Annotated in this window: 18 protein-coding genes; 13 read left to right on the plus strand and 5 right to left on the minus strand. The window is 43.6% G+C overall.

Annotated features, from left to right (window positions below):
• Nucleotides 1-39: 39 nt before the first annotated feature.
• From VK664_RS00175 to VK664_RS00190, 4 genes are all read right to left on the minus strand, one after another.
• The gene (locus VK664_RS00175; RefSeq protein WP_461396563.1) at nt 40-2082 is read right to left on the minus strand and encodes a flotillin family protein; all 2043 of its coding nucleotides are present in this window, start codon (nt 2080-2082) and stop codon (nt 40-42) included.
• A 195-nt stretch (nt 2083-2277) separates the two neighbouring features.
• On the minus strand, nt 2278-2958 hold the full coding sequence (locus VK664_RS00180; RefSeq protein WP_461396564.1) for a hypothetical protein: 681 nt from the start codon (nt 2956-2958) through the stop codon (nt 2278-2280).
• Between the two features lie 111 nt (nt 2959-3069).
• Complete coding sequence (locus tag VK664_RS00185; protein ID WP_461396565.1) at nt 3070-3786, minus strand: PspA/IM30 family protein; 717 nt, start codon at nt 3784-3786, stop codon at nt 3070-3072.
• A gap of 4 nt (nt 3787-3790) precedes the next feature.
• Complete coding sequence (locus tag VK664_RS00190; protein ID WP_461396566.1) at nt 3791-4174, minus strand: YbjN domain-containing protein; 384 nt, start codon at nt 4172-4174, stop codon at nt 3791-3793.
• Between the two features lie 108 nt (nt 4175-4282).
• On the opposite strand from VK664_RS00190, the gene VK664_RS00195 reads away from it, so the two are divergent.
• Nucleotides 4283-4969, plus strand: a complete 687-nt coding sequence (locus VK664_RS00195; RefSeq protein ID WP_461396567.1) for a helix-turn-helix domain-containing protein — start codon at nt 4283-4285, stop codon at nt 4967-4969.
• A 287-nt stretch (nt 4970-5256) separates the two neighbouring features.
• Here the strand turns inward: VK664_RS00195 and VK664_RS00200 are convergent, their stop codons facing one another.
• Nucleotides 5257-6129: an AraC family transcriptional regulator gene (locus VK664_RS00200; RefSeq protein ID WP_461396568.1), complete on the minus strand. Its 873-nt coding sequence runs from the start codon at nt 6127-6129 to the stop codon at nt 5257-5259.
• Between the two features lie 204 nt (nt 6130-6333).
• Between VK664_RS00200 and VK664_RS00205 the strand changes: the two genes are divergently transcribed.
• From VK664_RS00205 to VK664_RS00260, 12 genes are all read left to right on the plus strand, one after another.
• A complete protein-coding gene (locus tag VK664_RS00205; RefSeq protein WP_461396569.1) occupies nt 6334-9429 on the plus strand; it encodes a SusC/RagA family TonB-linked outer membrane protein in 3096 nt (1031 codons plus the stop codon).
• A 21-nt stretch (nt 9430-9450) separates the two neighbouring features.
• The gene (locus tag VK664_RS00210) at nt 9451-11094 is read left to right on the plus strand and encodes a RagB/SusD family nutrient uptake outer membrane protein (protein WP_461396570.1); all 1644 of its coding nucleotides are present in this window, start codon (nt 9451-9453) and stop codon (nt 11092-11094) included.
• A gap of 131 nt (nt 11095-11225) precedes the next feature.
• Nucleotides 11226-14039 (plus strand): hypothetical protein, encoded by a 2814-nt coding sequence (locus tag VK664_RS00215; RefSeq protein WP_461396571.1) that lies wholly within the window; start codon nt 11226-11228, stop codon nt 14037-14039.
• 50 nt (nt 14040-14089) lie between these two features.
• Nucleotides 14090-15472 (plus strand): GH39 family glycosyl hydrolase, encoded by a 1383-nt coding sequence (locus VK664_RS00220; RefSeq protein ID WP_461396572.1) that lies wholly within the window; start codon nt 14090-14092, stop codon nt 15470-15472.
• A 29-nt stretch (nt 15473-15501) separates the two neighbouring features.
• Nucleotides 15502-16365 carry an amidohydrolase family protein gene (locus VK664_RS00225; protein WP_461396573.1) on the plus strand — a complete coding sequence of 288 codons (864 nt, stop codon included), beginning with the start codon at nt 15502-15504 and terminating at the stop codon, nt 16363-16365.
• Nucleotides 16362-17354, plus strand: coding sequence for a zinc-dependent alcohol dehydrogenase (locus VK664_RS00230; RefSeq protein ID WP_461396574.1), 993 nt, complete (start codon nt 16362-16364; stop codon nt 17352-17354). Before VK664_RS00225 ends, VK664_RS00230 begins: the two co-directional genes overlap by 4 nt.
• A 66-nt stretch (nt 17355-17420) precedes the next feature.
• Entirely contained in the window at nt 17421-18572 is a 1152-nt protein-coding gene (locus VK664_RS00235; protein ID WP_461396575.1) for a mandelate racemase/muconate lactonizing enzyme family protein, read from the plus strand.
• Between the two features lie 22 nt (nt 18573-18594).
• Nucleotides 18595-19353: an MBL fold metallo-hydrolase gene (locus tag VK664_RS00240; RefSeq protein ID WP_461396576.1), complete on the plus strand. Its 759-nt coding sequence runs from the start codon at nt 18595-18597 to the stop codon at nt 19351-19353.
• Nucleotides 19354-19437: 84 nt separating this feature from the next.
• Nucleotides 19438-20115 carry an RraA family protein gene (locus VK664_RS00245; protein WP_461396577.1) on the plus strand — a complete coding sequence of 226 codons (678 nt, stop codon included), beginning with the start codon at nt 19438-19440 and terminating at the stop codon, nt 20113-20115.
• A gap of 12 nt (nt 20116-20127) precedes the next feature.
• Nucleotides 20128-20835 carry a PIG-L deacetylase family protein gene (locus VK664_RS00250; RefSeq protein WP_461396578.1) on the plus strand — a complete coding sequence of 236 codons (708 nt, stop codon included), beginning with the start codon at nt 20128-20130 and terminating at the stop codon, nt 20833-20835.
• Nucleotides 20832-21635, plus strand: coding sequence for a hypothetical protein (locus VK664_RS00255; RefSeq protein ID WP_461396579.1), 804 nt, complete (start codon nt 20832-20834; stop codon nt 21633-21635). The genes VK664_RS00250 and VK664_RS00255 overlap by 4 nt, the downstream gene beginning before the upstream one ends.
• 25 nt (nt 21636-21660) lie before the next feature.
• The gene (locus VK664_RS00260; RefSeq protein WP_461396580.1) at nt 21661-23265 is read left to right on the plus strand and encodes a sodium:solute symporter family transporter; all 1605 of its coding nucleotides are present in this window, start codon (nt 21661-21663) and stop codon (nt 23263-23265) included.
• The last annotated feature ends 1 nt before the right edge of the window (nt 23266 follow it).

Consider the following 23266-nt stretch of genomic DNA (forward strand, 5'->3'; position numbering starts at 1 on the left):
TCATAAAAAGCTGCAGCTACTGTTACTATTTAGAATCTCTTATGCACCCAACTTTTTATTCGACAAACCAAGACTCTGCGCCAATTTTCCAAGATCCATGATCGCCGGCAGATCGGTGTCCGAACTATTCGCCTGCATCTTCATCAACACTGCAGAGATAGTCAGGTTCTTCAGATCATTGGTCGAGATATTGTATTTTGAAGCAAAGGAGCGGATACGTTCCAGCAATTTCCCGTCCCCGTTACCATTGCCATCACCTATCAAAGCGTTTTTGATATCAGTAGCATGTTCGCTTTCATTGATCAAACGATCGAAGCCCCTGGCATTTGAGATCTGGTTAACAATATTCTGGAAGAACATGGTCTCACCACCAACGATATCGATCCTCGCACTCTTAAGCGCCTCGCCCAAAACGCCAGCCTGGGCCATAGCGATATCTTTATGTATGTTGATACCAGCAAGTGCAATGTCGCGATCCTTCGCCAATAACAACTTGAACTCTTCGTGATCCTTACCAACACCATCCAGCTTTTTCATCGCTTCAGCCTTATGTTCAATACCCGCAGCTTCAGCAAAAGCTTTTTCCCTGGTGACCTCAGCCTCAGCAAGACCTTGCTTACGACGTGCATCGGCCATTTTTTCAACGATACCGGCATCGGCCGTACCCTGGCGCTCGGAAGCTTCAGCCTTTGCAATCATTACTTCAGCTTCAGACAAACCAAGCGTTGCATCTTCACGAGCCTGGGCTTCAGCCAGTATCTTACGGGCTTCGGCTTCCTTAACTGAAGCTTCTTTTTTCGCTTCAGCATCAATGATGGTTTGTTTACCGCGTTCTTCAGCGGCTTTTTTATCAGCTTCAGCAGCTTTAACAGTATAGATCAGTTTTTCTTCAGCCATGCGTGTAGCATTGGTAATACCCACACTTTTCTGGCGTTCAACTTCACGGAAAGATTCGATGTCTTTCATATTCTGTTGTTCTTCCACCACGCCTTTTTCAAGCTTAACCCTTTCGCGGATCACATCCTGGATGTTCTTCTTTTCAACTTCAATATTACGGTCGCGCTCGATCTGGGCAAGGGTTACGATTTTTTCTCTTTCGGTTGCTTCCAATGCACGATCTTTCTCTACTCTTTCCGTTTCAACCGCATTTGTACGTTCTTTATTTTTTGCAGCAATGATGATCTGGCGAAGTTTGTTTTCTTCCTGTATGGCCAGGCTTTCATCGGTCTTTATCCGCACTGTTTCTGATTTCAGTCTTTCTTCTTCACGAACCTTCAGGATCTCTGCCTGTTCGCGTGACTTTACATTATCAATCTCACGTTTTTGTTTTTCTTCTTTTTCGGCTTGTTGTCTTTCCAGTTCAAGAATGGCTTCACGTGCCTCCACGTTTTGTTTTTTGATCACCTTTTCCTCATCACGACGGATCAGGTTTGCGTGGATATTCTGTGCGGCAGTGAGTTCAGTAATCTTGCGGATACCCTGTGAATCAAGGATATTACCGGGGCTGAGGAACTTCATTTCAGTTTGTTCGAGATAGTCAATGGCACAGTCGTCCAGGATATAACCATTCAGATCTGTACCAATGATACCTAGTATCTCGTCCCTGAATTCACGACGGGCTTCATACAAGGAGATAAAATCAAACTTCTTACCAACTGTTTTCAAGGCTTCTGAGAACTTTGCTTCAAACAAATTGGTCAGCGTATCCGTATCAGAAGCACGTTCGGTGCCGATGATCTGTGCAACGTTTAATACGTCTTCCACATTTTTATTTACGCGAACGAAAAACGCGACCTTGATGTCTGCCCGGATATTATCCTTGCATATCAGTCCTTCGAATTCCAGGCGGTCGATTTGTAACTTCTTAACAGAGATGTCCATGATCTCCATTTTATGAAGAATCGGGATCACATACATACCCTGGTTAAATGCTACTTTACCACCGCCAACACCGGTTCTCACGATGGCCTTGCCTTGCGGGATCTTTTTATAGAAGCTGGCAAAGGCAGCAAGTAAAATGAAGAGTAAAAACGCGATACCACCAACGATGAGGAGAGTGATTCCGCCAAGAGATTCTAGCATGGTTAAGAGTTAAGAGGGTGAGTGTTTAGTTATGAGTTATGAGTTAGGAGTGATGAGTGAGTTATGAGTTCTTTGAGGATGAGTTTGTGTTTTATTTGGGATAAGGTTGAATGAAAAAATATAATTATGCGATGATGATAGGAATTAGACGTGATTATGGTTAAAAGGATATCAATTGTAGAGGGAAATCATGGGTTATACGATGTTATTTAGGGTTATTTCGGGAACCACATAATAAAACCTCCCATCTTTTGATTCATCAGCGATCATAACGTCGGCGTTGTAATTGATTGTATCGCCGGATTTGGATTTTACGTTTAGGCGGATCACGTCATTGTTGATTACAAGTTCTGCGGCGCCGATCTTGTCGCCGGTTACTGAGGAGCGCATTTTTGCTATGCGTCCCAGAAGGTCCAGTGATTCATCTCCGTTATATCCCATGGCTTTATAAACTTTTACTAATGGTTTGGTAACAAAACGGGTTACAAAAAACGCGAGAGCGAAAACAGGTATTAAGATCAGGGCTGATTTCCAGCCCCAGCTTGCCATTCCGAGAAACACAGAACTAACGAGGGTGATAATCCAGGCGATAAATTTAAAGGTTGAATATACTACCATGAATGGCACTTTGCCGACATTCACATAGTCCATCGCTTTTGAAAACCATCCTTGCTCAGCGCTGACTTCACCATCCACATCAACATCGGTATCAGGACTAACATCAACACCGGTATCAACCTCCGGTGCAAAGTCAAGGTCGCCCAGGAAATCACCGGCTATAAGGGTAAACACCCAGTATAGTGCAGTGATGCCCGTTAGTACGGTCATTATGCCATTTGAAAGCGGGTGAAACAGGAGGTTAAAGAAGTCTGACATGACAGGTTAAGGTTAATGTTGTTGTCTAAGTAATCGGCAAATGTTTGACTAAGTGATCGGTAAATGTTTGTCCAAGTGATTGGCCAAGGGCATAAGGTAATAACTGTTTTTCTAATTTTCCGGGTTTTGACCCATGCCTAATTTGTTTTTAATGGCGATCAGGTCTGATTCGATGGATAACGTATCATCTTTCAAAATCTTGTTTAATTCGTCTTTAAGATCGTTTTTTGAATGAGCGATTTCTCCATAGGCTTTTGACAGTGCTTCCTGGTCTTCGACTTTGTCTTTCATACGTTCCAGCATCGCGATGGTGCCGTTGGTATCGAGTTGAGCCAGTTGTTTATTCACCTGTTGTGTTGCCTTGCTCACTTTTACACGTGCCTTGAGGGTTTTCAGTTCTTTTTCCCATTTGCCCATGTTTTCTTTCAGGATCTCGATGTTCCTGAGCATGTCCTGCGAACTCTGGTGATGCGTGAGCGCCTGTGAACGCAGGTCCTCGGCATCAGCATAATATCTGCGACGTAAAGAAAGTGCTTCGCGGGCCAGTTGTTCGGCTTTATTGAGCTCGACGTCACCTTTTTGAGCCTTCTGCATAATCAGGATGGCTTTTTCGGCATAATTCAATGATTCTTTCTGGCAGGTGGCTTCGTCATTTTCCGTCCGGATAGCGAGGGCTTTCACTTTGGCATATGCTTCGGTGGCTTCGGCGAGGTCGTCGCGGAGTTCGCGCAGGCCTTGTTCGGTCATCTTAATGGGGTCTTCCATTTTTTCGACAGCAGCATGAATTTCTGCCTGTCCGATCCTGAAAATTCTTTTAAATAGGTTCATAACATTACAGTTTTGAAAAGCTGATGATTTGTTGATAGTATTCGCTGAGCAGGAGCCCGAGTGAATTGATGGCTCCATCAAATTCGTTGAGATCGATATTGTCAATCTGCATCGTGTACCTGAAAAGCACCTTGTTTCCTTCTTCGTTTATTACAAAGGCACCGTGGATCATGTCGCGGTTTTTCTGGAGCAGTTGTTTGAACATGCCGACATTATCTTTTTTAAACGAAAACAGGAAATGTTCCATGATCAGGATAGGGGGTGCGATACCGATGATCAGGTTATGAATGCCATCCTCCTCGTTGTCGATTTTCAGGATGCCGTCTTTTTCATTTTTGTAAACGATGCGGCAACCGGAGCTGGTGGCGAAATCTTGAATTGTGGACATGAAATCCATCATTTGGCTTTTGTTTGTCTGATAAAGCTAAAAAATATTTTGTTAAAATGCAAAAAATATTTGCATATTTGTTAAAATATTTTGCTTTATATTTGATCTATGCTCAAAATCGGAACCAACATAAAAAAAATAAGGACCGCCAAAAACCTGAGCCAGCAAGCATTTGCGGATCTTTTTGAATTAACCAGGGGAAATATCTCGTCTTACGAGGAAAGTCGCGCGGAACCAAAACTGGAATCTGTAATCAAAATTGCAAATTATTTTAGCATTCCGCTAAATAAATTTGTATCCGAGGTTTTGACAGTAAATGAGATTCTGCAATACAATGGCGATTCCCTGTTAACCGACGAAAACCGGATCACCAACCTGCAGCTTCGCGAGGTGCCTTTTATAAGTGATGCGATATATATGCGTTGTAGTCATAAGGAGTTAGCCTTTAATGACTGGGCTTCTTTTCCAAAACTCGTTTTGCCCGAAACCAGTAGCAATAACCTGCTTGCGCTCTCTTTTAATAACAATATCCCGCATCACCAGGCTTTGCCGGATTACCGGATGAATGATGTGTTGGTGTTTGAAGAACTTACTCGTGAGAATGTGCATTTGTGTGATGGGAAGGCTGGCTTTTTTACGGGCGCTTCAGAAATCATGATCGGGCAGTATCGGTTGTCCGGCAGCGTTATAGAGTTGGTGTTGAATGATTTTAAGAAATATTCATTTGAGTTTAAGGAAGAAAAGCAGTTCTGGAAGTTGTTCGCGGTTTATGAGCACCTCTACAATAAACAATAACAATTAACAAGTCTACAATTAACAACACCAATTAACAAGCTAAACCTACTACGATGATTATCCAGCATTTATTATTGTTTGTTTTTCTTGCTTTCCTTCTCGGTAGAAAACCTAAGCCGAATTATAGAACCCGTTCGCGCGATTATGATGCAGCGTATCGCAGGCCTGCAGAACGAATGTTGGGATCGGATACAATAATCGTAAATAAACGGGATGGTCTATACTTTATGCATGTCGCTAAATAGTCATAATATGACGGTGTATTTTTTTAGCTGTAACTGCATTTTTTACTCCACCACTTCTAACACAGACACCTGCTGATAATTCTGCCGGTAATTTTTTGGCTGGCAGTTCTTAAACTTTTTAAACTGACGGTAAAAAAACGGAATGCTTTCAAAGCCTGCCTGGTAACACACCTCGCTAACTTGTTTGTCGGTTTCAAGTAACAACTTGCAGGCCTTATTTATTTTAAACTCATTCAGAAATTCGAAAAAAGGTTTTTTCATTGTTTTGCTGAAGAATCTTGAAAAATATTCTTCACTCATATTAAGCCTGGACGCAATATCGGCAAGTGTAATTTGCTTCAGATAATTTTGTTGTATATAATCATATACCATGTTTATCCGGCCCTTATCCGTATAATTCAAATCGCAGGCAAAACCTTGCTCGCATAAATACCTGGCTGACATATTATATGAAAGATCCTGCAGTATCTGCAACAGGATCATCAGTTTCTCAAAAGGTGATGCCTTTAACAAAGCAAAAAAGCTGCTTTTCAATCCCCGCGCAACATTGTCGTCAACCTTGATACCTTTACTCATATTGGTCAGCAGCTTCCTGATGGATTCGAACTCAATGCTCTGTACCCAGGTCGGATCAAAAAACTCCTCCTTCAAATAAATCACGATAGCAGTCACAGGCTCATCCTTGTTAGTGCTCTGCCAGGAGTGTGGTAAATTCGAACCAAGCAACACAAGATCATCTGCGTAAAAATTCTCAATTGAGTTACCAACATACCTCACTCCTTTTCCACTAAGTATAAAAGCCAGCTCCAATTCAGGATGATAATGCCAGGGATAATAAAACTCTTTACTGGTTTCCTGAAACTCAACCTTAAATAATTTCGACTCCGATGGTATCGGTTTAAAATGCGGTTTCATATTCTAAATATAAGGTAAAACTATTTTTAGATGATTTTATACCAGCGTTTTTCTAAACGTACGACCACCTGTAAATCCAAGAAATACAAAATAGGATAAAGAATGAGCAAGATTGTGTACTAAACCTGTCCGCCTAACTAATAGTTTTGGAATGTTAGTTTTTCACTGCTTAACTGCCACTCATACAACCAAAACAAAGAAGCTATGAACTTAAAATCACTAAAACTCTTATTTCGCGCAAAAATCTTTCTGCTGCAAGGCGTGTTCCTTCTTTTTGCAGCTGACCTTTTTGGCCAGGCAGCATCTACTGTTACCGGTAAGGTAAGTGATGCAACGGGTCCGCTGCCCAATGTTTCTGTAATTGTAAAAGAAACCCAACTTGGTACACAAACCGACGAGAAAGGGGTTTTCTCTATCGAAGTCACGTCAGGTCAAACGCTTGTAGTTTCTCACGAAGGTTTTAGTGAGCAAGTCATCAAAGTGGGTGCGCAGAAAGCTTTCGATATCGTGCTTCAGACTTCGGTTTCGGGTACACTTAATGATGTTGTGGTTATCGGTTACGGGGTCAAAAGAAAAACATCAGTTACGGCGGCTGTATCAACGTTAAAAGGAAAAGAAATTGCATCACTTCCAATTTCAAATCTTAGCAATGGCCTCGGAGGCCGGGTTTCAGGGGTGATTGTAAAACAAGGTTCTGGCGAACCCGGAAGAGACGGATCAAGCATCTTTATACGGGGGATCTCATCAACAGGCGCTAATCAACCACTGGTGATAGTTGATGGTATTCCAAGAAGCTTTCAACAACTTGATCCAAATTCTATAGAATCGTTTTCCGTTTTGAAGGATGCGGCCGCAGTGGCGCCTTATGGAGTTGCCGGCGCTAATGGCGTTATCTTAGTGACAACAAAAAAAGGTAAATCGGGTGCACCAACACTTACCTATAATGGATATGTCGGCTTTCAGAATCCGGTAGTGTTGCCCGATTTTGTAAACTCATTTGAATATGCAACGCTCAGAAATGCAGCAGCAGTTAATGAAGGCGTTTCTCAACCTTATTCTGCAGAAGATCTCCGCAAGTTCCAGGATGGCTCAGACCCCGATGCTTATCCAACTTTCAAAGATATCTGGGGCGATATAACCAACAAGAACGCAATTCTTACCAATCACAATATAGAAGTAACTGGTGGCGGCGAAAAAGTAAAATATTATGCCGGTCTTGGTTATCAATTCCAGGAAGGTATGTGGCCCGCTACCAACTCAAGAAGATATAATTTAACACTTAGTCTTGATGCGCAGGTTACCAAAACCACAACGGTTGCTATAAACATTAACGGCAGGAATCAGAAAGATCAGTACCCCGCAGTCTCTACAGGACGTATCTTTGAACTGATCGGTTATTTGCATCCGTTATATGGGCCACTCAGATTCAGTAACGGTATGCCGGGAACATTCCTCACCGGTAGCCTTTTCAACAGCGGTTATCAAAACAATAATAATACTTCACTTTATTCGCAGATCTCTATTGAGCAAATCATTCCGTTTGTCCCGGGATTGAAAGCTAAGGGAACAGTTGCCTACGATCCTTCTTATGCAATGATAAAAAACTGGACATTGCCGGTGCACAAAGCAAGTCTTGACAAATCCACAACTCCATATACTATCAACGACGGAATCTGGGGACAAACAAAACCATCTCTTTCCCAGAGTACTGATAATGCGCACCAGCTTACATACCAGGCAGGGCTCAACTATGATCGTACTTTCGGAAGGCATGGACTCAGCGTGCTTGGACTGTTTGAAGCAAAAAGCAATTCCCTTGTTAGTCTGGCTGCATCAAGAAGAAATTTTAACCTTGCTATCGACGAGATAAACATGGGTAGCTCCAGCCAGGCAGATATGAGTACAGGTGGCGCTTCAACGCTTGCCCGCCAGATGGGCCTGGTATATCGTGTGGCTTATGATTTCGATAAAAAATACATGATCGAAGCGAGTGGTCGATACGACGGCAGTTATTACTTCGCTCCGGATGATAGGTTTGGCTTTTTCCCTGCATTCTCAGCAGGCTGGCGCTTATCTGAAGAAAAATTTATGAAGAATAGGTTCAGCTGGTTAAACAATCTGAAGTTAAGAGCATCCTATGGCGAGGTAGGTGCACTTGCAGGTAGTCCGTTCCAGTATATGAATACATATAATGTATTGGGCACTAACTATGTGTTGGGTGGAAATGCTGTGCAGGGGATCACTGCAAGGGCAGAACCAAATCCAAATATTACCTGGGAACGTGCAAAGAAAACTGATGTAGGTCTTGAAGTAAATTTATGGAATGGTCTGTTCAATTTTGAAATAGATTATTTCTATGAAAAACGTTCAAACATGCTGGTCAATCCTGATGTGATTGTGCCTTCAGAATACGGTATTGGGTTAAGCCAGGTCAATGACGGAATCATGGAGAACCGCGGTTTCGATTTTTCTGCAACTTCTAATTATAACTTTACAAAAGATCTCCAGGTATCATTGGGCGCTACAATGACCTATGCAAAAAATAAACTGCTCCAGGTTTTTGAAGGGCCAACTACTAAAAACAATCCTAATCGCAGAATCACGGGAAGATCGCTGGGAACGCAGTTTGGATACCAATCGCTTGGCTATTTCCAGGCTAGTGATTTTGAATCGGGCGGCGGTCTTAAATCGGGCATTGCTACACAGCCATGGGGCGCAGTTCAGCCTGGCGACATTCGTTATAATGACATGAACGGCGATGGCAAAATCAATGACAATGATCTCACTGTTATAGGCGAGCCCGTTGCAGCACCACGCATCATCTATGGATTTTCTCCATCAATTCGTTACAAAGGAATTGGGTTAGATCTTTTGTTCCAGGGTGCTGCCAAAGCAAGCTGGTATTATCATGGTTCAGCAGTGATGCCGTTCTGGGAAACAATGCTTCCTTACAGACAGAACTTTGATTACTGGACGCCTCAGAATACAAACGCACCATATCCAAGACTTACATCTTCACCAACAGTGAACAACTCACAGGTTTCGTCTTTCTGGGTTGGTGATGCAAGCTACCTGCGTTTGAAAAGTGCCACTCTTTCTTACACAATTCCTTCAGCCGTTATGCAAAAAGTAAGGATTCAGAGTGCCAGGATTTTCCTTTCAGGTCAGAACATTTTTACCTGGACCAAGCTGATCAATTATGATCCTGAAATTGGACAAAATAACTCATGGATACCAAACGGAAGCTGGGGTTATCCTAATCAAAAGGCAATTTCTGTCGGAGCTAATGTCACTTTTTAATTATTGCTAAAACAACTGGTCATGAATATTAAATCATTGAAAATAAAATTTTACAGTGCTATAGTACTGTTGGTCTTTTCAGTCTCATTTTCTTCCTGTAAAAAGTTCCTGGAAGTAACACCGAAAGACCAGGTGACTGATGCCACACTTTGGTCAAACACCGAAAATGCAGGATTGTTTTTGAATAACATCTATGCCGCGATACCGTCCATGGAAACCAGTGATCCATGGGATAATTTTTCTGATAACTCACTTAATGGCCAGGCCGGTAGAGTAAGCACAAATATTTATGGCCCCGGTCTCTATACCGCAAGCAATGCACCGAATGTGTGGGGACAATACACCAATATCCGTAAATGCAACCTGTTTATACAAAATGTCGCTGCATCTGATTTGTCTGCCAACTGGAAAAAAATTGCCCTGGCAGAAGCCCGTTATCTCCGCGCATATTTTTATTCTTTGTTATGGAATTTTCATGGTGGAGTTCCAATTATCACAGAAGTGCTGAATCAAACTGAGCAAGGTGATGAAATTTTCAGGGCAAAAAGCACTTCAGAAGAAACCTTTGCTTTTATACAAAAAGAGCTCACGGAGATTGAAGCAGATCTGCCGGTGTCTGCCGAAACAGGCCGGGCCACAAAAGGTGCGGCGCTGACATTGAAAGGGTCCTGCGAATTGTTTAACGCAAGTCCATTAAAGAATACCAGCAATGATAAAACAAAATGGGCAACTGCAGCAGCTACCTTTAAGAAGGTAATCGATCTGAATAAATACAGCCTTTTCTCTGATTATAACGCTATGTTTTTTGAAGCGAATAACAACAATGTTGAAGTTATCTTCAGCCGCCAGCACCTGGGAGGAACATCCCTGGCAAATTTCAGGGATGGACAGCTGGGGCCGCGTTTTGTCAGAGGTTCGCTGACAGGCTGGGGTCATCAGAATCCTACACAGGATATAGTGGATGAATATTCAATGGCCAATGGTTTGCCTATCACTGATCCTGCTTCGGGTTACGATCCGCAGAAGCCTTATCTCAACAGGGAGAAAAGATTTTATGAGTCGATCGTATATGATGAATCTGTATGGCTCGATGATATATTTGTTATGAAACAGGGCGTTGGTAGCTTAAATGCGACGGATCTTAATAACAGTAGTATATCAACCCGTACTGGTTATTATTTACGTAAAGGTGTGAATCCGCAATATGCAAGCGCGCAGAACAATGGTAACAGTGCAAACTGGATCATTTTCAGATATGCCGAAGTTTTGTTGAGTTATGCTGAAGCACAAAACGAAGCGGTGGGTCCCGATGCATCTGTAATCGATGCAGTGAACCAGGTCCGTGATAGATCCGATCTTCCCGATCTTCCTACAGGTTTGTCACAGGCAAATATGAGAATAGCTATTCAAAGAGAAAGAAGAGTTGAACTCGCATTTGAAGAAAAGCGGTTGCCTGATTTGCTAAGACTTAAACTTGCTGAAGTGAAGCTTAACGGTACAGTACATGCGATGAAGATAGAGAAGGTAGGGAATGTCTGGGTTTACACAGTGGTGCCTGCAGGTGGGGGTAACAAAAAGTTTGATCCTGCAAAAAATTATCTATTGCCGATACCACAGTCGGCTATCGATAAAAATCCTCAACTTGTTCAGAATCCGAATTACTAGGGGTTTATAAGATGAAAGAGAAAGTTATGAACAAATCCAGGGTGAATAATGCCATGAGAAGCTTCCTGAAAAACACAGCCTTCGCAGCCGCGGGACGGTTTTGAATCGCAATAATGAAACTATTAATAAACATGTTTAATTTAAAAGAACTTTCAGGAATAATATCAGCAGGTCTTTTGATATTTGTGTCACAGTCAGCCTATGCACAGAACGCGGGGCGGCTTGAGGCGGATATACAAATTTCATTTGGTCATACTGCACCAAAAAAAACTTCCAGATCAATACAATTAAAGGGCTCAACAACTCTTAGCATCTCCAATATTAAAGGAAGCAAGCTCGAAAGAAATGATAAGGCCGGTGAGCAATCCGCATTTAATTGCGGCGCAGGCGATGTTGATGAGCTGATTACTCATGTAGCCTGGACAACACCCTCAGCAACACCATTAAAAGTAGCACAACACAAGGATGACTATTCAATCAACGGTGATGGCATGTGGGGTTATCTTTTAGAAAAGGGATCACCGGGCCAGATAGCTCGCCTGCAGCAGGATCAATGGAATCAGCCGGATGCGCCAATGTTTACCATACAATTGAATGCAGAAGGCACTGAAGGATTTTCTGTGTCAATGGAAAATCTCTTAAAATACGGCGCCATGTGGCTGCCGGAGCATGATGTGTTTATTGCTATAGCAGGTAAGGGAACAGATTTTAAAAAGCACCTCGCATCCTTGAAAGGCCAACGTACGCTCGATGTTGTCCGCAGTTCGCCTGAAGCTTCGCTTGATCAATTCAAAAAACGCTGGGCAGACTTCGGGAATCCAAACGACTGGAAAGCTTCATGGCAAACAAGATACATGGGTACAACGGGTCATCTTACAGTTACCGCCGCCACACATGGCTCGATCTATAAGTTTGCAGTTGACCGATGGGCGAACCTGAGACCAGATTTTGCATCACCACATCGATTCAGGTTAGACTTCCTGCTGCCCGGCAGCGAATGGAAAGGTCAGAAGATTCAAAACGGATTGCCTGTAGTTGTTACCAATCTTCAAAAAAATGAACAGCAGTTTGAGGTTGAACAATTCGCATCAACCTTCGGTGATGTATCAGCAGCAATAAGCGGCTATGTACGCAGCGTAATGCTTACCAGGGTGAAGGTTTCCGGTAAAGCCGGCAATTTGAACTTTGGATTTAGTTTTAACAATGAACAGAAGGATCGTAAGCTTTCAGTTGCTAACCTCAACGGTAAGTGGAACCTGAAAGATGATTATACAAATGAAACTTTGCTTTCAGTTGAAGGACCGGGCCTGACAGTTACGACGACACAAAATGGTTTGATAGAAAAAGGACAACAGGTAACTTTTAATATAACTGGAAACCTGGCGAATGGAGAAACTAAAGAGGTTGTTTTAAAACTGCCTGCTCCCGCGGTTTCTGCACAGGCAACTGCAGTGCTGAATGGATTGAAATATGACGCTGAAAAAACAAGAACCATTGCGTATTGGGAACAATGGCTCACCGCCGGTGCGCAGTTTATAGTGCCGGAACAAAAAGTGAACGAGTTATATCGCGCCAGCCTTTGGCATTCACTGATACTGCCCCGTCATACTATCAATGATAACAACCAACAACACATGGACCTGCCTTATGCAAACACAGCATATGGACAAAAAAAGGCGGACTGGCCAATCAACCAGGCTGTTTATGTTGATTACATGATTTATGGTTTAAGAGGTTATGAAAAAGTTGCCGAAAACGAACTGAAAGCAATGTTTCAAAGTCAGCAACAGCCCGATGGACGAATCGGTGGGTTTGCTAACTGGGGCGTTTACTCTCCCGGTCACCTGTACACGATAGCGCAGAATTATCTGCTCTCAGGGAATAAAGAAGAGTTTGGCCGATTGCTACCACAATCATTAAAAGCACTTGACTGGTGCCTTCGCCAGATTAATAAATCCGATTCTCAAACCAACAGAACAGGACTGATCTTAGGTGCACTGAACGATCTGACGCATGCTGAACGCGAATGGGCTTTTACCCAGGCTTATTATGTAGCGGGGCTTGAACAGTTTGCCCGGGCTCTTTCAAGATATGGTCATCAACGCGCGGATGAAGTAAAGCAGGTAGCTGCAAAAATGAAAAAAGATGTAGTCACAGCCTTTGCAGGCAGTAGTGTAAAATCACCTGTAGTGCAACTGGCTGATGGAAGCTGGACCAATTATGTTCCTACAGATGCAATGACGCCGAGACGCATGATGGAGCAATGGTATCCTACCGATGTCGATTGCGGACCCCTACACCTGTCTCGCCTTGGTGTGTTTGAACCATACAGCTGGATGACAACAGCTATGTTGAATGATCATGAAGACAATCTTTTCCTGCTGAATAACGGGGCAGCAAATGAGCCGGTCTACGTACAACAGGGAAATACTTATTTGCTGCGCGATGATCCCAAAGGAGTAATACGTTCATTCTATAGTATGATGGCTTGCGCTTTCTCTCATGAGCAACTTACTTCACTTGAACATCGATGGGCCTGGGGACAATATTACGGTCCGCCCAGCACTGATGGGGCCTGGTTTGAATTATACCGGAGGATGCTGATCAATGAATTCGGAGATGATACGCTGATGATAGGACAGGCTGTTCCGCGGGAATGGTTAAAGACGGGCAAACAGATCGAGGTTAAAAACGCACCCACTAATTTTGGACCGCTTTCATTAAGCTTCAGGGTTGAAAATGCAAATGAAATTAAAGCAGAAGTCAACCTTTCAGATCGTAATCCTCCAAAACAATTATTGATCAGATTTCGTCATCAACAGGAAAAATCCATTCGTTCTGTGACGGTGAATGGGAAACCCTGGAGAAACTTCGATTCAAAAAAAGAGTTTGTAATCATCCCGGAGCCATCTGAAAAGAACTATGTAATATTAGCAAAGTTCTAGCCCGGCATCGTTGTAATAGCAAGTCTTTTCACCTGCAAAACTTATTTATTTTGAAGCTAAAAGGTTTTTTCTTTTTTTCCCTGCTTATCCTTTCAGGAGTTGCTTCTGCCCAGGAAACAAATCTTGAAGTTGATTTTTCAAAAGATCTTGGACCAATGCGAATGGAACAGATGGCACTGGGACAGGGTGGTCTCTCTGAAGAGCCAATGCTTGCGAACCGTACAACCGAAATAAAAGCTTTGCATCCTGCAATAATAAGGCTGTTCGTTAGTGAATATTATGAAGTGCTTCCGCAAAAAGGGAAGTATCATTTTAAAACACTGGATAGCATGGTGAACAATATCCTGGCAACAGGTGCAAAACCCTTTATGAGCTTTTGCTTAAAGCCAAAGGTTTTTTTTCCGGTGATAGACCATGATATTGTTGAGCCAAACGACTATAAAGGCTGGGAAGAGTTTGTATTTAATGTTGTTAAACATTACCTGAATAAAGGGGCGGGCATAAAGTTTTGGGAAGTTGGTAATGAAGTTGATATCGGCGAAGATGGCGGAACACCATATCGCTTTAAGCCAGAAAACTATGCCAGATATTATAAACATACGGTAGCCGCCATCCGACGCGCAGATCCTACTGCAAAAGTTGGCGGTCCCGCACTGGCCTGGTTTAAATCACCCATTTTGCCGGAGCTGCTGCGTGTTTGTTCACTGGAAAAAATACCTTTGGATTTTGTATCCTTTCACAATTATAATAACAGTCCGACCGCGATAAGGGGCCAGATTCAATACGTAAAAGATCTGTTGGCAAAATATCCGGATCTTCGTGCGGAGACAATCATGAATGAATGGAACGTTGACCTGTTTAACCCCATTCTTGATCCGCGTTTTCAACCCTGCTATGTTGCCGAAACCATCTGGCAAATGAAAGATGTCGGACTCGACTGGTCGTGTTACTATCATATCCGCGATTGGTATGTGTCTTATGAAACATTTGCAAAAGTGTTTTCGCCGCAGGGTACAGCATTCATGACCCGTTGGTGGAACCGCCAGGCTCAGTTCAGTGGATTAATTGATTATCAGAATAATCTAAGACCAGCATATTTTACGTTCAAACTGCTGTCGAGAATGGCAGGAAATAAATTGAAGGTAAGTTCTGAAAGCGACAAGGTGCACGGATTTGCGAGTCATGATCCCAGGCTGAATATGCACAACATGATGGTTTGGAATTTTTCAGACACAGCGAAAAAGGTAAAGATTAGCCTGAAAGATCTACCCAAAAAAATGCGTATCCGTCATATGATTTTGGATGCTACATCCGGCGCACAGGACGAAAATCAACGGCTTCGTCCGGATCCTTTTATCAATCTTGAAAAAGGAACAAGGGAAATTTCTTTAACACTTGAACCATGGGCAGTACATTACTGGTCATTTGAATGATAATGCTGACCCTAAAATGAGTTATTGATATGATTGTTGACATTCACACACATGTGTTCAGGCCGGAACTGGATTTTGGCCCAAAGTTGCAAGCTGATTTGAAGCGGTGTGGAGTAGATCAAACAGTTTGGGGCGATGTTGAGAAAAGACACCTGGAAGAAACGCAGGCCGCGGATGTAGCCGTCGTGTTTGGGCTCCAGGCTTCACAAACTGATTGGAACATACCGAATGAAATCGTTGCAGCACATGTTGCAAAGGCACCTGAACGATTATTGTTTTTTGCTTCTATCGATCCGGCTAAGAAAAACTTTATGGATGAGCTGGAAAAATGTCACCAGGATCTTGGGGCAGTGGGAGTGAAAATGTCTCCGCTCTACCAGAATGTTCATCCCGCAGATCCGAGATGTTATGATATCTATAGTTATTGTATAAAACATGGGTTACCCGTACTTTTCCATGCGGGCACTTCATTCGTAAGTGGCACACCGCTTGACTATTCAAGGCCCGTTCATTTTGATGCGGTTGCAGTAGATTTTCCGGACCTGCATATGGTGCTGGCGCATCTTGGTCATCCATGGGAGGGGGAAACGATTGCGGTGATACGCCGGCATGCAAATGTTTATGCTGATCTTTCTGCATTGTACTACCGGCCCTGGCAGTTTTATAATTCAATGCGTTTACTGGTAGAATATGGTGCTTATGCAAAAGTGCTTTTTGGGTCAGACTTCCCTTTTACTACAACACGTAGTTCATTGGAAGGGGTGAGAAATATCAATCATATCATCGCTAACAGTGGCTTGCCCGGTATCCCTTCAAATGTTATTGAAGGGATTATCAACCGTGATACGTTGACGCTTCTTCAATTACCTAATCCAATGCTTGTAGGCAGATGAAAGAGATACCGCTGAATATGCAGGCATTGCAGCTCCAGGCACTCAATAAACTGGTAAGAGTAACATTGCCGGTGCCAAAGCCAGGCGCTAACGAAGTTTTGATTCGCACTGCCGCCGCAACTATATGCACATCAGATCTGCATGATATCAGCAGTAATCCTTTTGGCATCGTCTTGCCCCGCGTATTGGGTCATGAGGCATCGGGTGTGATCGTGGAATGTGGAGCGGAAGTAAAACATTTATCACCAGGTACCAGGGTAGCAGAACATCCTGTTATACCATGCAAGGAATGTGTTGAATGCAAAAGAGGGTTTGAACATGTATGTGCCAACATGGGTCATCTTGGATATGATCGTAACGGAACCTTTGCAGGGTATTTTGTACAGCGAGCGGACCGGGTAATGGCTTTACCTGACAATTTAACGGCTGCTGAAGGCTCATTACTTGAGCCGGTCGCAGTCTGTCTGCAGGCAATTGCAAGGGCGGGAAATATTAAAGATCGCACAGTGTTGATTGTGGGAGATGGCCCCTTTGGAAATATTATAGCAAGGCTGGCTATACGCGCCGGTGCGGGCAAAGTAATTGTTTCGGGTAAAGAACCTTTCAGGCTTTCGATGATTCCGGGGGTTACTATTGCAACTGAATTGCCTGTTAAGTCGGTAGATGTTGCCATACTCGCTGTTAGTTCAGCTGAAGCAGCCAGGGATTGTATCGCAGCGCTGAGACCACGTGGCAGGATGGTTATATTCAGTGGCCTTAAAGAGCCGGTTGCTATTGATTTATTTACTATTCATCTGTCTGAACTGGAAATTGTCGGTGCATGCAATGATGAGGATAGAATGCAGGAGTCGCTTGAATGTTTAACCGATCCTTCGCTGGCGCTTCATGAAATTATAACACACAAGCTGCCTTTTGAAAACTGGGAGCAGGCTTTTGATCTTGCACGTAACGGTCATGATAAAGCGCTGAAGGTTTCGATTATTTTTTAAATTGGAAACTTCAGTTGATTTCAAATCATAAAATAATAAAAGGGCAATGACCTCTAAAAGATAGAAATGAAAATAACAAACGTTGAAGCATTCATATTAGAATCACCCTTTGAAATTCGTCCCCCTGAAGGAAGCGATGAAGCACGTGGCGTAAAACATTGCCTGCTGATTAAAGTAAGCACTGACGAAGGTATTATTGGATGGGCAGATGTAGAAACTGCCCCTCACGTAGGTGCAGCGGCGGTTAACGCCCCTGAAAGCGGTATGGGTGTTTTTGAAGGTCTTAAATCATTGGTTATCGGCGAGGACCCTTTCGACGTTGAACGTCTTTGGGATAAGATTTATCGGGGTAGCATTTATTATGGCCGCAGGGGCGTAGCGATCCAGGTGCTCTCGGGTTTTGATATAGCCTGTCATGATATCATGGGCAAGGCTATCGGCATGCCGGTGCATAAATTATTAGGGGGCGGAAGACGCAATCGCGTCAGGGCCTATGCATCCACGCTGTTCAGGCCAACACCTGAAGCTATGCGTGATGCCTGTGCATTTTATGTGCAACGCGGATTTACAGCTGTAAAATTTGGCTGGGGAGTTTTTGGGCAGGATAAGAAAAAAGATATTAAACTGGTAGAAGCCGCCCGTGATGCACTGGGTCCGGATGTTGAACTGATGGTTGATGCAGGCTGGATGGTTGACAGAAGTGCTTATGACGCCATCGAACTTTGCCGCGCACTTGAACCTTACAATATATTCTGGCTCGAAGATTTTCTTCATCCTGAAAATTATGAAGGCTATGCAAAAGTAAAAGCTGCTGGTGTTAAAACCCGTATTGCTGCCGGTGAACAGGAAGCAACTGCCTGGGGTTTCCGCGAGTTGATAGTTCGTGGTGGTGTTGACGTAGCACAACCGGATCTTTCGCGCTGCGGAGGTTTTTCACAAGCACGAAAAATCTTGTGGGAAGCGGAACATGCGGGTATTGATGTATGTCCTCATGCCTGGCTCACTGATTTGCTGACAGCTGCAAGTCTTCACCTGAATGCAGTACTGCCAAGATCATTGTTCCTGGAATACAATGTTTGCGATAACCCAATGTTAAGGGAAGTGATAGAAAACCCGGTTCAGATGGACGCTGATGGTTATATAGCAGTGCCTGGAGGACCGGGCCTGGGAATTAATATAAATGAAAAAGCAGTTAAACGTTTTTGTGTAAATCTGTAGTTGTCGAAATTAAATTGAACTGATGAAAACTATACTTGAACATAAGCTGACTGAAGCCGAGGCCGCATTGTGGTGGCTGGGCCAGGCGGGTTATGTGTTGAAGGTTACCGGGCTTACCATTGTGATAGATCCGTATTTATCTGATTCTGCAGCAAATGGCGCTCCTGAATTTTCGCGATTGTATCCACCGCCCATAAGCCCCGATGAATTAAAAGCGGATATAATCATCATCACACATAATCATGCTGATCACCTGGATCCTGAAACGCTTTCGCAATACAGGTATAAAAACGAAACATGGTTTGTTGCACCCTGGCTAACAGCTGCAGCCCTTGTTAAGGTTGGCATTCCTGCGGAGCGCGTGGTGGTAGTTAATGCAGGACAAACGCATAGATTCGGCCAGGCAGAGATTACCGGTGTTTTTGCCTTACCAACAGGAGCTGATGTTTTAGACACCACGGGCTACCTGGTAAGATTTGAAAATGGCAGAAGTATTTATCATACATCGGACACTCAATTTCATCCCCTTGTTGTTGATGCGGCACCAGCAAAACCAGATATTATGTTAGTGCCTATCAACGGTAAATGGGGTAACCCGGGGCCGGAGCAGGCAGCATTTTTTGCCGGTGAAGTGAAACCAAGATTTGTTTTTCCAAATCATTATGATACGATGGCTTTGAATGCTGAAAATCCCGAAGTCTTCAAATGGTTTTGTGAAAACAAGGACCTCGGGGCAAAATGCATAATATCTGAAAGGATGAAGTCATTTGTGTGGGAATAACAACAATGCAAACCCTTATTGTCATATGCGAATTAACCAACGATATGTTTATCAAAAATAATTTCTGAACAAATAATTACTGATATGGAGACAACTGAAATGTTGACCGACGAACAAAAATTTAAGTGGATCAAAGAAAACCTTTATGTAGCGCTGGTATGCGATGTCCTCGATAATCTTGGATACCGCAACCAGGCCATGCATCAACGCCTGCGGCCACTGGATCCCCAAAACAGTACTATGGTTGGTAGGGCAAAAACATTGCGATGGATGGAAACAGATTATATTGAGGACGATGCTTATACCCTGGAAATAGAAGCGGTCGATTCATTAACTACAGGTGATGTGGTTGTTCATTCTACCGACTTTGCCGGCACAAATGCTCCCTGGGGTGAATTGATGAGCACGATCGCCAAAAGAAACGGTGCTGTTGGTTGTATCTGCGACAGCATGATAAGAGACTGCCGGAAAATCATGGCGATGCAGTTCCCCGTGTTTTATGGCGGCATAAGGCCCCTGGATAGTTTGGGTAGGGGGAAGGTAATGGCTTATGATGTGCCGGTAAGATGCGGTGATGTAGTTGTGAATCCTGGCGAACTCATCTTCAGTGATTTTGATGGTATAGTTGTGATCCCACGCGAGGTTGAAGACAAGGTGCTTGAACTGGCATTTGAAAAAGGACATAAAGAAAATCAATCCCGTAATGATCTGCTTAATGGGGATTCACTTAAAATAGTGTTTGACCGTTATGGCGTACTTTAATTATTCTGTACTATGAACATACTATGTGTGGCCGCCCATCCTGATGACATTGAAATTCTTTGTGCGGGCACTTTGATAAAATATGCCAAACAGGGTCACCAGGTTACGATGGCTGTTTTTACGACAGGTAATATGGGCGACACTCATATAAAACCACAGGAGCTTGCTGCAATAAGGGAAAAAGAAACACGTGCTGCTGCGGCGATTATTGATGCAAAGCTAATCTGGGCGGGAGTGGATGACGAACATGTATTTCCAAATGAAAATCAACGCCGGATCATGATCGATGTTTTGCGCGAAGCTGACCCGGACTTAATATTTACCCATTCACCAAATGATTATCATCCCGATCACAGGTATGTGAGCCAACTTGTATTTGATTCTTATTTTCAAAAAGGACTGCCTTTTATTCCCGGTCAATCTTTCCCGGCCTGTCGTTTCGGGCAGGCCCAGCTATATTATATGGATAATCTTGGTGGGATAGGGTTTCTGCCAACTGAATATGTTGACATCAGCAATGAATTCGAGGTGAAAAAACAAATGTTGTCCTGCCACGAGAGCCAGGTTGTGGCTATGAAAGAGCTTGCGTTCACGGATATGATTGAAATGATTGAAGTGCAGGCGCGTTTCCGGGGACTAGGTGCCGGCTGCCGGTTTGCAGAAGGATTTACAAGGCTCGAAGCTTATCAACGGGGCCTTACCAAACGTGTGCTTCCATGAACCTGAACTACGTAACGTGGAAAAATTGCAAGGCTGCCAGAATTACCACCACCCATTGTGAACTAATTATCGGCCTTTCCGCAGGTCCAAGAATTCTATCCCTCACATATAACGGCGGAGCCAACTTATTATATGAAGATGCTACCGGCTTTGGTGTAGGAGAGTGGCGGCTATATGGCGGTCATCGTTTCACTATTGCGCCTGAAAACGATAGCAGTTATTACCCGGATAACGAAACCTGTTCCGTAAATATAGCGGGAGAACTGGCGATTATATCCGCACCTATCCGAACCGATGAATTGCGTTTGTCCATTAAGGTTAGTGTGCTGGCTGGTGGTTCGGGGTTTGAACTTGTTCATATACTTGAAAACTACGGGAGCATAGCATGGTCCGGGGCTCTTTGGGCCATCACCTGCATACCGGGATCAGCTAATATCACAGCTTCCTGTTCTACAGAAAATATCGTTTACTGGCCGGGAACGGAAAGCAGGAACTGGCCTTCTTCAGACGGGTTTATGGTTGTAAAACCAGGTGATTTCCGGGGTAAAGCAGGATGGCATGAAAGCCAGGGTTGGCTATCCGCCGGGCAGGATGGTGGGAAATTAATTATTCAACACCAGGAAAAGACTGAACCGGCGGATTGTGTGGATAACGGTTGTAACCTGGAAATTTTTGCCTGCAAAGATTGGATAGAACTAGAAACGCTTGGCGCTATGGTTTCAGTTGCCTCAGGCGGTTTTACGCAGCATGCTCAACACTGGCTTGTTTCGGATAACCGAAGTATAGCGCAACTTATTTAATACTCTAAAAACCAGGAACCAGTTTATGGATAAATTCCATCTTTCCGTACTTGATATTATAATAATTGTTGCCGAAACCTTGCTGGTGGTTGTGATAGGCCTTATGGCAGCAAGAAAAGTGAAACGGACAGCAGAAGGTTATTTTCTTGCTTCGGGCAATATGCCATGGTACCTGATCGGTGCCGCTTTTGTTTCAACCAGTGTTTCAAGTGAACAGATTGTTGGTACCATTGGTGCTACCTACAAAGGCGGAATGGCTATAGCAAACTGGGAGTGGTGGGCGCTGCCTACTTATCTCCTGATGATGGTCTTTTTTATTCCCTTATACCTTCGGAACAAAATCATGACGGTACCGGAATTATTAAACCGTCGTTTCGGACCTGCCTGTGGTGCTATTTACAGCGTTGTAATATTAGTCGGTTACCTCTTCGTGTTTTTGCCACCTGTTATTTACGGCGGCAGTATTACTCTTAGTGAATTAACTGGATGGCCCCAGGGTTATGTTATGGCAGGCATTGTGCTGGTAACAGCAAGTTATACGCTTGTCGGTGGTTTGAGTTCTGTAATGTGGACCGATGCCATTCAATGCGTAATGCTCATTGGTGGTGGTGTGATATTCTTTTTTGTGGCGCTCGACAAAATACCCGGTGGCTGGGATGCAATGGTATCTGCCAGGCCGGAAAGATTTCATTTATATCGGCCGCCTTCTGATCCGGAAGCGCCTTTTGCAGGACTGATACTGGCTTCATTTGGTGTGTTTTTATTTTACCAGTCATCTAACCAGGTAATGATACAGCGTATACTGTCTGCCAGGAGTACCTGGGATGGTATGATGGGTTTGATTTTCTCCGGCTTTATTAATATCATCAGGCCACTAGTAACTTGTTTATTGGGTCTTGTGGTTTATCATTGGTTGGATGTGATGCATAAGGGGCCTTCACTACTTCCGGATAACCAGGATAGCACTTTCCCGCTGGCACTTCAACTGTTTGCGCCATCAGGACTAAAGGGGGTGATACTCGCTGGTTTTTTTGCAGCGGTGATGTCGACTGTTAGTGCCCTGGCGAATTCGATAGCCACTATATTTTCCCTTGATGTCTATAAAAAATATTTTCGCAAGGCAGCTGGTGACCGGGAGTTGATCATCACAGGCCAGGTTTCCGGTGGTGCGGCATTGTTGTTTTCTTCATTGATCGCCCCACTGGTTGGCAGCGTTGGTTTATTTAAATATTTTCAGACAGGTGTAACCTATATGGCAACACCGTTTATTTCTGTTTTGCTACTTGGTGTTTTGTGGAAGAGAACCAGTTATGCGGGAGCTATAGCCGGATTGATTGGTGGTGTGGTAATACAGGTAGCCTTAGCCGTTATTTTATTTTCACTTGATATTACGCTGCACTGGCTATATGTGGGTGCGATTGCGCAGGCATTGACCATGATATTGATTGTCCTGGTCTCGCTATATTCTACTCCGCCTTCCGAGGAGCAGGCAAAGCCGTTCACCTGGCGTTTATCCTGGCTGAAGAGCCTTGAAGATAAAGGTGTAAAGCACCCCTGGTATAAAAGCATTGCATTTTGGCTGACCTTGTATGCATTTGCCTGGTGTTATATTTATTGGAGGTTTTGGTAAT

The organism is Flavitalea sp., from assembly GCF_035489435.1.
Taxonomy (GTDB): Bacteria; Bacteroidota; Bacteroidia; order Chitinophagales; family Chitinophagaceae; genus DATHKG01.